Source organism: Flavobacterium noncentrifugens (assembly GCF_900100375.1).
Classification (GTDB): Bacteria; Bacteroidota; Bacteroidia; order Flavobacteriales; family Flavobacteriaceae; genus Flavobacterium; species Flavobacterium noncentrifugens.
The window spans coordinates 533,970-546,746 of record NZ_FNEZ01000002.1 but is presented as its reverse complement, the minus strand read 5'-3'; the positions used below and the strand labels follow the sequence as shown (position 1 = coordinate 546,746).

Genomic DNA, 12,777 nt, shown 5'->3' with positions numbered 1-12,777 from the left:
TATATGTCTTACTGCACCGCCATTGAAAACATGCCAGAACCCAGAAAATCATTGCACAAGGCTTATCACGACAAGCTTTACGGTTTCCCGATCCACGATGATAATGAACTGTTCTGCCGACTCGTACTCGAAATCAACCAGGCCGGATTGAGCTGGGAAACGATCTTGAAAAAAGAAGAATTCTTCCGCAAAGCGTACAGCAATTTCGACATCAAAAAAGTTGCAGCTTATACTGAAACCGAACGTGAAAGATTGATGAATGATGCCGGAATTATCCGAAATCGCCTCAAAATTAACGCTGCGATCGAAAACGCAAAAACCATTCTCGCGATGCAAAAGGAATTAGGCTCATTCGAAAAATGGCTCGAAAGCCAGCATCCGAAAACAAAAGAAGAATGGGTAAAATTATTTAAGAAAACCTTCAAATTCACGGGCGGCGAAATCGTCAACGAATTTTTAATGAGCATCGGATATTTGCCCGGAGCACACGATTCCAATTGTAAAATCCACACGGAAATATTGAAAACAAAACCGATGTGGCAAACTGTTTAGCAAGCAAAATAAAAACCCATAAAAAAAGGCAAACCATTACAGTTTGCCTTTTTCATTTTAGTTGAAATTCTTATTTCCAGCCGCCGCCCAAAGCGCGGTACAATTCTACGTCGGCGTCAAGCCTGGCCTTTTTAATGTAAGCCAATTCGAGTTCGCTTTGCAGCAAATTTCCCTGTGCTGTAATGACTTCAAGGTAATTGGCCATGCCGTTTTTAAACAACATATCGGCATTTTTGACTGCGGTTTTTAAGATTGAAACGCGAGTGTTTACAATCGTTTGCTGTTCTTTGAGTTTTTCGGTGCTTACCAAGGCATTCGAAACTTCGCCCACCGCAACCAAAACCGATTGCCTGAAATTGATCACCGCTTTCTCGCGTTCGATCTTTGAGATTTCATACTGCGATTTCAGTTTCCTGCTATTCAATAATGGTTGTGTCAGACTTCCGGCAACGGTTCCAAAAAGCGAAGCCGGCATCGTGAACCAATTGCTGATCTCGAACGAATTGAGTCCGCCAGCAGCCGTGATGTTCAACGCCGGATACAACGATGCTTTTGCAATTCCGGTTCGTGCATTTGCGGCTTTTAAACCAAGTTCTGCACTTTGCACATCGGGCCTTCTTGCGATCAATGACGACGGAATTCCGGCAACTGCGTCTTCGTGCAAAGCCATCGAATTGATTGTTGCCGCACGTTTTTTTGATCCGGGAAAATTTCCGGCGAGTATGCTCAGTGCATTTTCCTGGATCGTGATTTCCTGTTCGATTTGCGGAACCAGTTGTGCTGCGACCGAACGTTGTGCTTCAGCTTGTTGTGTTGCCAATGATGTCACTTGCCCCGAATCAAACTGGAGTTTAATGACAAATAATGTACTGTCGTTCAATGTCAGGTTTCGTTTGGCGATTCCGAGTTGTGCATCCAACATTAATAAGTTGTAATAACCGTTTGACACGGACGAAACGATGGCGGTTTGCAGCACTTTTTTAGCCTCTTCAGTTTGTAAATATTCTGCCAAAGCTTCTTTTTTCCGGCTTCGGATTTTTCCCCAGATGTCAGCTTCCCATGAAAGCGATAACGCAGCATTGTAATCGTCAATGTGTTTCTGGCCTGAAAGTGCCGCTAAGTTTTGTCCGTTAAAGCTGTTGTCTGATGGATTGCTTGACGACGCGGCAACCTGTAAATTCAGTTGCGGTACATTATTCCATTTGGATTGTCTTAATTGCCACTGCGCTGCTTCGATATTTTTTTGTGCAATTTGCAGATTATTGTTTCTGGTAACTGCACTGTCAATCAGTTGTACCAAGGTTTCTTCGGTAAAGAATTTCTTCCATTCAAGATCACCGATGCTGGTGGTATCTGTTGCAGAAACATTTCTGAACCCAACAGGAACCGCATCTTTTGGCGCTTCGATATCTTTTGAAACTTTACAGGCTGCAAAAAATGCCAGCAAAACCATTAAAGCGATAAATTTATGTAGTGTTTTCATTTTGAATTTTAAATTAAGCTGCGATTTTTTCAGGAATGACCTCGAGTGATTTCCTGCTCACTTTTTCATGCAGGAACTGGAAGATGATGAACAACACCGGAATGATAAACAATCCGAGGATGACACCAGAAACCATTCCGCCTGCCGCGCCAATACTGATCGAATGGTTTCCCATAGCCGATGGTCCTTTGGCGTTCATCATTGGCACAAGCCCAACAATAAATGCGAGTGAAGTCATGATAATTGGGCGCAATCGCAGTTTTGCAGCTTCCATTGCGGCAGCGAGAATTGTTTTTCCGGCGCGTCGTCGCTGAGAAGCGTATTCTACAATCAGGATCGCATTTTTCGCGAGCAATCCGATGAGCATGATCAGGGCAACCTGAACGTAAATGTTGTTTTCAATTCCGGTCAGGCCGATGGCAAGAAATACCCCGAAAACTCCAGTTGGAATTGATAAAATGACCGCCCATGGAAGAATGTAACTTTCGTATTGTGCCGATAATAAGAAGTAAATGAACAGTAATGAAAGGATGAAAATCACCGTCGATTGTCCACCAGACGACAATTCTTCCCTGGTCATTCCTGAGAATTCATACGCAAATCCTGATGGCAAATGTTGCGCTGCGACTTCTTCCACTGCTCGGATCGCATCTCCAGAACTGTAGCCTGGTTTTGCCATTGCCGTAACGCTCATCGAATTAAATAAGTTATATCTCGATGCGGTTTCCGGACCGTAAACGCGTTTGAGTTTAACCAATGTATTGATCGGAACCATTTCGCCAAGGCGGTTTTTGACGAAAATCCCGTCCATGGAAGCGGCATTCGTTCTTGAAGATTGCTCTGCCTGAACCATAACACGGTAATATTTCCCGAAACGGTTAAAATCCGAAGCCTGCGCGCTGCCGAAGTATGCTTGCATCGTTTGCAAAACATCTTTAACATTGACGCTCAATTGTTCGGCTTTGACATCGTCGACTTCCATATCATATTGTGGATAATCGGCTTTGAAAGGTGTGAACGCAAATGCAATTTCGGGACGTTTCATCAATTCTCCGATGAATTTATTTCCAACTTCACTAAACTTGCCGAGGTTTCCACCGGTTTTGTCCTGAAGCACGATGTCGAGCCCGTCGACGTTGCTGAATCCGGGAACGGTCGGGAACGTAAATACGAAGAAATTAGCGCCTTTGATTGCCGATAGTTTTCCGCGAACCTCATCCATAATGGCATTGATGTCTTTGATCTTTCCGCGTTCTTTTGCAGGTTTCAATAAGATGAATGTCACTCCGGATGACGGACTTGACGATTGGGTAAGCAGGTTAAATCCGGATAATCCCATCAACGTTTTTTTAGATTCCATTCCGGACAACGCCGTTTCTGCTTCTTTAATCACTTGTGTTGTTCTTTGCAATGAAGCACCAGCTGGCATTGATAAGGAAATTGCGATAAACCCCTGGTCTTCAGACGGAATAAATCCTGTCGGCGTGGTTTTTACCATATAAATGGTAGCAACAACAACGACTGCCAATCCGCTCAGGCCAACCCATTTGTGGCGTACGAGGAAACGCAAACTTCCCATATATTGGTTTGTCATTTTATCAAAACCTTTGTTGAAGCCGACGAAGAATTTTTGTTTGAAAGTCTGTTTTTCGGCTTCAGCCAAAGGATGGGTATGGTTTTCCTTGAGGAATAATGCAGCAAGCGCCGGACTCAATGTCAATGCATTCACTGCCGAAATTACGATTGCAATCGCCAGTGTGAAAGCAAATTGTCTGTAGAAAACACCAGTCGATCCGTCCATAAATCCGACCGGTAAAAATACCGCTGCCATGACCAATGTAATCGAAATAATGGCTCCGGTGATCTCGCTCATGGCAGATGTTGTGGCCGCTTTTGGCGAAAGCCCGCGGTGTTCCATCTTGGAATGCACGGCCTCAACGACGACAATCGCATCATCTACGACAATTCCGATCGCAAGTACGAGTGCAAATAATGTTAAAAGATTGATCGAAAATCCGAACAAGGACATAAAAAAGAACGTTCCTAAAATCGCCACTGGAACTGCGATGGCCGGAATTAAAGTCGAACGGAAATCCTGCAAGAATAAAAATACGACGATAAAAACCAGGATAAATGCTTCGATTAAGGTCGAAACGACTTGTTCAATCGATTGGTCGAGCGAATCTTTCGTATTGTAAAGGATCAGGTATTTTACGCCTTTAGGGAAATCTTTTGAGGCTTTTGCCATTAGTTTTGCAACAGCGATCTGGATTTCATTTGCATTCGAACCTGCCAACTGCATCGTGGCAATGTTGACTCCGGGCTTGCCGTTTGTACGCGTGTAATTTCCATAAGTATAAGCACCGAATTCAATTTTAGCGACATCTTTCAGGCGTAGAACCGAACCGTCATTGTTAGAACGGATCACGATATTCTCATATTCTGAAGGCTTGTTCAGTTTCCCTTTATATTTGATCACATATTCGAAAGATTCCTGGCTGCTTTCCCCGAATTTTCCCGGAGCTGCTTCAAGATTTTTATCCTGGATCGCGGCCATGACTTCTTTCGGTGTCAGATTGTAGGAAGCCATTTGCGACGGATTGAGCCAGACGCGCATCGAATAATCTTTATTTCCACCGAAAATTAATGATTGTCCAACACCCTGAATCCTTTTGATTTCGGGGATGATGTTGATCTGGGCATAATTGGCGAGAAAAGTCTGGTCGTATGCTTTTTCATCTTCTGAATACATATCGACAACCATCAATAAACTATTTTGTTGTTTGGCTGTTGTGATTCCGGCCTGAACAACTTCGGCAGGCAACTGGCTGGTTGCTTGAGAAACGCGGTTTTGGACGTTTACGGCAGCTTGGTCCGGATCTGTTCCTAGTTTGAAATAAACAGTGATTACGAGTGAACCATCATTACTTGCAGTCGAGCTCATGTAGCTCATATTTTCGACTCCGTTGATCGATTCTTCGAGTGAAGGCGCGACAGAACGCAGCACGGTTTCGGCATTTGCGCCCGGATACATCGCCATGACCTGAACGGCTGGCGGTGCAATATCGGGAAACATCTGCAAAGGCAATTTGTACAATCCGAGGATTCCGACGATGACCAGTAAAATCGAGATTACCGTGGCCAGAACCGGCCGGTCAATAAATTTTTTAAACATTTCTTTGTATCTTAAATTCTGAATTAATTTTTAGCCAGGGCTTTCGGGCTTTCTTTTTCAGGAACGATCACTGTACCTTCCTGTAGGTTTTCGAAACCTTTGAATACGATGCGGTCGCCGGTTTTTAATCCGTCCTGAACGAGATAATCTGTACCACTTTTTCCTGAAATAATGATGGGTTGTTTGGTCACTTTGTTGTCTTTACCGACTGTGAATACGAAAATCTTATCCTGGATTTCTACAGTGGCTTCCTGTGGTACGACAACAGCATTTGCGTGTGATAAGCTCAATTTGATGCGGCCTGTATTTCCGGAACGCAACAATCCTTTTGCATTTGGAAACGTGGCGCGCAATGTGATCGCTCCGGTATTTTTGTCGAATTGGCCGTCGACCATATCAATGCGGCCTTTTTGGGTGTAAATGTTGTTGTCGGCGAGTTCAAGGGAAACCGGCGGCAGGTTTTTGATCTTGTCGTTGATGCTGTTTCCTGCGTATTGATTTTTGAAGTTGATAAAATCGGTTTCACTTAAAGAAAAATACGTATATACTTCATGTACGTCGGATAAAGTGGTCAAAGCTTCAGGATCGGTTGCGCTGATGAGGCTTCCTTGTTTTTTTGGCAGACGGCCGATATATCCGCTGACAGGCGCAGTGATCAAAGTATATCCGACGTTGATTTTTGCTGACGCTGCCATGGCTTTCGCCTGATCAAGATTGGCTGCAGCCACTTTATATGCTGCTTTTGCCGACTTCAACTGGAAATCGGAAACCACTTTATTTTGCACTAGCGGCGTAAGTTTGTCAATTTCTAGTTGAGCGTTAATGAGCACTGCTTCGGCCGAATGCTGGCTTGCGAGTGCATTATTGAGCTGCTCGCGGTACGGATTTTCATTGATCTTGAAAAGCGGTGTGCCTTTGCTGACATACGCACCTTCATCGACATAAATCTTTTCGAGATTCCCGTTGACTTGCGGACGGATTTCAATATCAACAGTTCCCTGGATCGAAACCGGATAGGATGCATCAGTAGCAACGGTACCGCCAGAGATCGTAAGTACTGGCAATTGCGGTGCTGCAGCAGCCATTGGCGCATTTTGTGGATTTGAGCACGAATACAACGTGATCAGAAGGAAACTCAGGAGAATTAATCTCTTCATGGAATTGGATTTAAAAATATTTGACATTATTGCTGGTTTAAATGATTGTTATTTAATCGTGTTATTTTTTCTAACATTGTTAAGTAATTTCGCGAAAAATCGCTATTAAAACTTGTCTTAAGAAATATTGATTTTTAGATAATTATTGATATTAAACTACTTAACAGCGTTAAGTGAATTGTTTTAAAAAAAAGGCTTACGCCTCATATAAAACTTGTATGATCTAAACTGGAACCTGTATCGAGCGGATAATGCCTCCGATGGCGTCTTTAAGAATCTGGTTGTTGATACTTGCCGAAAGTCCGTTGTTGATAATATTAATCGAAATTAATCCATGAATGACCGAAAAAAAAGTAAAATATTTTTGCTTTACGATCTCTTCTGTCGGGTTGCTTTCTGCCATAATTTCTGAAATTACAGATATAAACAATTTAAAAGGCCCTTCTGCTTCGTTGCATTTTTGCGTACAACAGGTCATTTCTACCCCGAACATTACCTGGTACATTTCTTTATCCTGAAATGCAAAAGTCCAATATGCCATCCACATGGCTTCTAATTGTTCAGCTGGATCGTTAAATTGCGCTTTTGCTTTTTCGAGTTCTTTGGTTAAAGTCAGAAAACCAATTTTTGTCATTTCCTGGATAATGGCTTCTTTGTTGGCAAAGTATTCATAAATGATTGGCGCCGTATATTCGATTTTATCAGCAATTTTTCTCATGCTCAGGCCTTGCCAGCCTTCTTCTTTGACAATGGCACAGGCAGCATCCAGAATATTTTTTCTGGTTTCTTCTTTCTGTCTTAAAATCCTGTCTTTGCTTGCCATAATTTTTAAGCATTAAATAACTTAACACCGTTAGGCAAATGTAAGCCTAAAAAATATATTGATGGAAATTTTTTGAATTGTTTTTCTCTATTGAGGTATAGCCTATTAAACCCTTCCCTTTAACGAACTGAAAACCCAGGCATTAGCAAAAAAACCTACACCTACTGCACCAAAACCCCAGCCCGCTACATCGTTATACCGAAAAGCGCCTAGTCCGATTAACAGCAATCCCATCACAATCATTATAAAGGTTGCCCATCCAAGGACTGTATTTTTATTCATCATCTTCATCGAGTTATGTTGTGGCAAATATCGCTTTTTTAATGATACTTTTTATAGTTCTTCAGTTAAAGGCATAAAAAAATGCCCGCTTCCGGGCATCTTTATTCAATAAATCCAATGCTATTATTGTTTTATAACTTTAATTGTTTTTACCATATCGCCTGAATAAACTTTTACCATATAACTTCCGGCAGAAAGTGCAGACATATCGATTTGTTTTTGATTTGCATTTGCATTTTCAGAAACCACTTTTTGTCCCAACATATTGTAAACTTCCACTGAACTCATTGGCTGGCTGTAGGACAAATTCAATACGTCTTTGACAGGATTTGGAAAGAAATCAAATTGTGAAGCATTAAATTGTTTGGTGCCCAAAGCAACATCAAGAGTGATGTCATCAACAAACAGGTAGAAACGGTCTGCGATCGAATATGCATTAAATCCGATATTGTATGCTCCAGTTGTATCCGGGGTAAACGTCACAGAATTTGTGTTTGGCGTGCTATTGTTAACCGTTGGATGGTCTACTAATGGCGTTACATTCATTGCAGCTGCATTTGCGCCCATACCCATGCTAACTTTCAGACTCTCTACAAAGGTTGTTCCTGTACCACCGTATTTGTAAGTTAATGTGTAAGATTGTCCTGCAGTTAAATTTACCGATTTCGTAAAAAACCAAGTATCCGCAGCACTGGTTGAATTCCATCTGTAGCGTAAAGCCTTCGTTGTAAATCCATATCCATTGGTTGCTGAAACCGTCCAATCATTACCTGTCCCAACATTTTGTGTACTGCTACATGCGGGAAGTGCCGGAGCAACAGCCGATTCAAAATCTTCTGTCATTGGTACTTCAGCAGCGCCTTCACAAACGGTCGTAAAGGCAATCGGCCCCAACCATTCGCTTTGAGAATTCTCTGAACAAATACTTCTTACATAATACTGATAAGCTGTTGAAGGCTCTAAGTTTGAAAATTCATATCCACCTGAAGTTAACGGCACTACTGTTCCAGAACCTTGTGTAAATCCAGAAACCCCATACTCTAATTCATAATTAGCGCTGGTACCAGCCCATGTAACGCTTGCAGAAGTTGAAGTGGTTGCTACCAATGTCGGACTTGTTGGCGAGAGACAAGTAACGATGCTAACATTGTCAATTACCCAATCCGCGCCATCATTTCCTACATAGTGAAAAGCAATTTTTACATCTGGATTTCCTGCATAAGCTGAAAGATCAACTGCTACAGGGATGGCTACAAAACTTGTAAAAACACCAAGATCGATTTCAGACCATACCTGATTCCAAGTAAAACCACCGTCTGTAGAAACTTCTACAAACGTGTCGTAATTGTTATTTGGAGTTATAGACCAATAATAACTTTCTGAAGTTGTAAATTTCAAGGAAACTGTCGTAAAGCCTGTTAAGTCAATCGATGGGGTCATCAATCGTTCATTCTGATCTGCTAAGGCAGGATCATAACTTACAGTTGCTGATCCGGCTCCGGTAAGTGGTGTTAGAGCAGGCTTCCAGGTTTCGTCGGCGTTTGTTTGTTCAAACGACCAACCATCCGGTGGTACAACGCCATCGTCGAAATTTGCGCTTAAGGATTGTCCAAAATTGGCTAATGGCATTAACAATGCTAAATAAAGTAGTTTTTTCATCATATAATTTGTTTGATTTATATAGTGGCAATTTATTCAATTCCAAACAACAACACAACATTTTAAGCAAAAAAAAGATAAAAACCCTTATCCTTTTAACAAATTAGATGATTTTTTACTGATACAAAAAAGTTTTTTGAATAAAGAATTTAATTAAAGAAAAATCCTGACCAGCATTTCTTTCAGCAAATCATGTTGCGATAAAGCATTGGCACCAACGCCTTTGCTTTTCACGTCAATTTCACGAAGCGTCGCCACGATCTGGCTGACTTTTTTCATCGGATAATTGCGTAAAGCCACATCATAATCTTTAAGAAAATAGGGGTTGACTTTTAAAACTGATGCAACATTTTTAGGGTTTTTATCTTTCAATCCGTGGTATTGCAGCAATTGCAGAAAAAACCCAAAAACAAGGCTTGTCGTTACCACCATTGGATTGTCTTTCGGATTTTCAGCAAAATATTGCGCGATCTGATATGCTTTCAATTGGTTTCGCTCGCCAAGTGCTTTCCGAAGTTCAAACACATTGTAATCTTTGCTAAAGCCAATGTTTTCTTCAATATGCTTCGCAGAAATCGTACTGCCTTTTGGCAAAACAATCTGCAATTTCTCGAGTTCGTTATTGATCTTGCTCAAATCTGTACCTAAAAACTCTACCAGCATTGCCGAAGCTTTCGGTTCGATCGTAAAGCCTTTCCCAGACAAAACCCGCTTGATCCACTCGCCTACCTGATTGTCGTAAAGCTTTTTGCTTTCATAGACCAATCCGTTTTTTTCAAGAAGTTTGCTGACTTTTTTACGTTTGTCGAGCGTTTTGTATTTGTAACAGATGACCAAAACGGTAGTCGGCATAGGATTTTCGGCATAACTTTCGATTTTATCGATGGTTTTCGACAAATCCTGTGCTTCGCGAACAATCACGACCTGCCTTTCGGCCATCATCGGATAGCGTTTGCATGTAGAAATTACTTCTTCAATCGAGACATCACGACCATACAAAATCGTTTGGTTGAACCCTTTTTCTTCTTCCGAAAGCAAATTCTGATCGATATAATCAGACAGCCGGTCAATATAATAAGGTTCTTCGCCCATCAGGAAATAAATGGGTTTGATGTTGCCGTTCTTGATGTCGTTTACAATTTTTAGTACTTCGTCCACAGTTTCGGAATTCGGGTTTAAGGATTCCAAAAATAAGACATTAATCCCACAATTTTTAAAATAAAAAAGCCCCGGACTACCACGACCGGAGCTTTTTCTCACTCAAAAAAAATAAAACACTATAAACTTAATTATCGTTGCTCTTGTTCAGGCAAATGTGCACATAATCTGCTTGCCGGAAAACCTTCAATATACCAAAGGCGTTTTAAATCGACCAATGCCTTTAAAGTTGTGTGTATTGATATTCGGTGACCTGATTTTCGCCAAATAAAACTTCTGTTCCTGAAACAATAAAGCCGTCTGCATCAAAAACATTGGCATACGCACTTGTACTCATCGTATTCATTTGGGTTTCCATGTATTTATTTGTTTTGATGGCTTTCTTCGACAGAAACGCTGCAAGACCGGTATCATTTTGCGGGTAAGCAATCGCCAGTGCAGTACTGATCCTATTGGCATTCAACATACAGCCTTTTCCGCTTTCATGAGTAAAAGTTTGCTCTATCGTGACCTGATTGTTGTTGTAAAAAGTCGCTTTCGTAATGTCGTCATCACTGTCGAGGTACAGTCGATATTTTAAATTCGTCCCTACATCTGTAATATAATACGAATTGTCTCCGGCAGTGTAAACTACATTTTTCTGCAAATTGTCAACCACGACTTTGTTGATTTTCCCGTTGCCGTCATACGAAAATGTAAAAAGCTTGGGCGCAATCGGATTAAACTCTGAATTGGAGGTAAACAACAAAGTTGCAATCTGTTCGCCGTCATACGTAAAAACGTAACTTCCATCCGATAAAAAAGTCATATTCCGTACTTTTTTCCCGGCATCGTATTCGACCGAACCATAAGCGTCGCCGTTGTATGTGATGGTTTGTACCAATTTTACTTTTTGCGGTTCCTGCGTATTGTTATCGTCATCAGAGCACGAAAGGACTGAAAATGCGATCGCCAGGATAAAGAATAATTTTTTCATGAGTGTTGTTTTTAAATTGTTTACCAAATTTACGCAGCGATTCCCATGGCCTTTTACAGGATTATACCAACGGCCGGATTTGCTAAACGAACTGCAGGAACAAAAAAAATCCCAAACCAAACAGCCTGGGATTTCTCACTTATCTAACAAAAATTAACCTTATTTTTTGAGCAGTTTTTGCGAAAGCACGCGGTTTCCATTCATTTGAATCTGGACGATGTAACTGCCGCTCTTGAGGAAAGCCACATCGATGGTTTCAAAATTCGAAGTCACGCTTTTTAACAACCTCCCGGATATATCGAAAATCTTCGCGCTTTCTATTTCGCTTCCGCGGATGGAAATGTGGTTCGCCGCCGGATTTGGGGAAATCGTTAATTTGCTGTCTGCCTTAAATCCGCTTGACGCCAATAAGGAAGCGCCACAGCCACCAGCTGATTTGAGTCCGTAAACGCTGTTGTTCACAAGATCGTTTCCGTAAGTTGTAAGTGAATTGAACTCGCCGTTGGTCGTCATTTCACGTGGCGAACTGCAATCCAAAGTATACGTCCAGCCCAGCCAGCCGATATTTCGAGAACAGGCTTCATTTAAAACGATCGGATACAAAGCCGCCAGCGAATATTGCCCGCAATCTGCCGGGGTTTCGCCGTCCTGCGTACTTGCCACTTCCCCTAAAACATAACACACATTCATATTCTGTGCTTCATTAAGTTTTGCCTGCACCAAAGCCTGGTTTTGTGCATAACCGATCCAGTACGCATGCGAAGAAAAGATCAGGTTGTGCTGCGGATCGCTGGTCACCATACTTTCAGCCACCGATAGCATTTCTGTAGAAGACTGTGCACAATCCGGCGCATCGATCATAATCGGCACATTGACATTCAAAGTACGCAATTGGGAAATCGCAGCATTGTAATTCGTTTTAAAAACGTTCATTCCGGCAGTAGTATTTCCCGTCCAGCGCGCTTGTCCGAATTCATTTGCCAGATTGATTACCAAATAGGCTTTGTGCGTTTCAATCAGGTTTAGGATCACCGGCGATTTCCACCACGGCATGACCACAGTATTAAAAGCATTCCAGTCGTTCGAACAAGTAACATTGTGGATTTCGAGGATCGGGATCATGCCTTTGCTTCGGATGTATCCGATTAAATTGCTCAGATGGCCGTTGTTGACATAGCCCATGACCGTTCCCGGCGTGCCGAAAGATGGCGATCCCGGAATGTCGCGCCAATGTGCGCCGTCGGTGTACCACGGAATCCGGATGGCATTCGCACCGGTTTTGGCCGCTTCATCGATTTTATGCTGGTATTGCGCCGCATTCGTCAGGCTGATGCTTCCGTCATCAATGATCGGGTAATTGATGCCGCGAAGCACGACCGTTTGTCCCGATGTTGTGGTTAGGTTTTTCCCAACAACTTTTAGTGTTTGCTGCTGCTGTTGCGAATTACAGGCAAAGACCGTTAATAAGGCTAAAAGATAAATATTTTTCATAATATTGATTTTTAATTTTTA

General features: G+C 42.0%; 10 protein-coding genes. 1 reads left to right on the top strand and 9 read right to left on the bottom strand.

Features of this window, described 5'->3' with window-relative positions; all coding sequences use genetic code 11:
- Positions 1–3 precede the first annotated feature (3 nt).
- A complete protein-coding gene (locus tag BLS32_RS07120) occupies positions 4–552 on the top strand; it encodes a DNA-3-methyladenine glycosylase I (RefSeq protein ID WP_091393370.1) in 549 nt (182 codons plus the stop codon).
- Positions 553–622: 70 nt separating this feature from the next.
- Here the strand turns inward: BLS32_RS07120 and BLS32_RS07115 are convergent, their stop codons facing one another.
- The 9 genes from BLS32_RS07115 to BLS32_RS07075 all read right to left on the bottom strand — a co-directional run bounded on the left by BLS32_RS07115 (position 623) and on the right by BLS32_RS07075 (position 12,756).
- Positions 623–2,035 carry a TolC family protein gene (locus BLS32_RS07115; protein ID WP_091393368.1) on the bottom strand — a complete coding sequence of 471 codons (1,413 nt, stop codon included), beginning with the start codon at positions 2,033–2,035 and terminating at the stop codon, positions 623–625.
- Positions 2,036–2,048: 13 nt separating this feature from the next.
- Positions 2,049–5,210 carry an efflux RND transporter permease subunit gene (locus tag BLS32_RS07110; RefSeq protein WP_091393366.1) on the bottom strand — a complete coding sequence of 1,054 codons (3,162 nt, stop codon included), beginning with the start codon at positions 5,208–5,210 and terminating at the stop codon, positions 2,049–2,051.
- Positions 5,211–5,233: 23 nt separating this feature from the next.
- Complete coding sequence (locus BLS32_RS07105; protein WP_091393364.1) at positions 5,234–6,367, bottom strand: efflux RND transporter periplasmic adaptor subunit; 1,134 nt, start codon at positions 6,365–6,367, stop codon at positions 5,234–5,236.
- Between the two features lie 223 nt (positions 6,368–6,590).
- Positions 6,591–7,190 carry a TetR/AcrR family transcriptional regulator gene (locus BLS32_RS07100; protein ID WP_091393361.1) on the bottom strand — a complete coding sequence of 200 codons (600 nt, stop codon included), beginning with the start codon at positions 7,188–7,190 and terminating at the stop codon, positions 6,591–6,593.
- A 105-nt stretch (positions 7,191–7,295) separates the two neighbouring features.
- Positions 7,296–7,472: a CAL67264 family membrane protein gene (locus BLS32_RS07095; protein WP_091394662.1), complete on the bottom strand. Its 177-nt coding sequence runs from the start codon at positions 7,470–7,472 to the stop codon at positions 7,296–7,298.
- Between the two features lie 123 nt (positions 7,473–7,595).
- On the bottom strand, positions 7,596–9,134 hold the full coding sequence (locus BLS32_RS07090) for a T9SS type A sorting domain-containing protein (protein ID WP_091393358.1): 1,539 nt from the start codon (positions 9,132–9,134) through the stop codon (positions 7,596–7,598).
- A gap of 150 nt (positions 9,135–9,284) precedes the next feature.
- Positions 9,285–10,289 carry a DNA polymerase III subunit delta gene (holA, locus tag BLS32_RS07085; protein ID WP_091394659.1) on the bottom strand — a complete coding sequence of 335 codons (1,005 nt, stop codon included), beginning with the start codon at positions 10,287–10,289 and terminating at the stop codon, positions 9,285–9,287.
- A gap of 223 nt (positions 10,290–10,512) precedes the next feature.
- A complete protein-coding gene (locus tag BLS32_RS07080; protein WP_091393355.1) occupies positions 10,513–11,265 on the bottom strand; it encodes a hypothetical protein in 753 nt (250 codons plus the stop codon).
- A gap of 159 nt (positions 11,266–11,424) precedes the next feature.
- Positions 11,425–12,756 (bottom strand): cellulase family glycosylhydrolase, encoded by a 1,332-nt coding sequence (locus BLS32_RS07075; RefSeq protein WP_091393352.1) that lies wholly within the window; start codon positions 12,754–12,756, stop codon positions 11,425–11,427.
- Positions 12,757–12,777 lie beyond the last annotated feature (21 nt).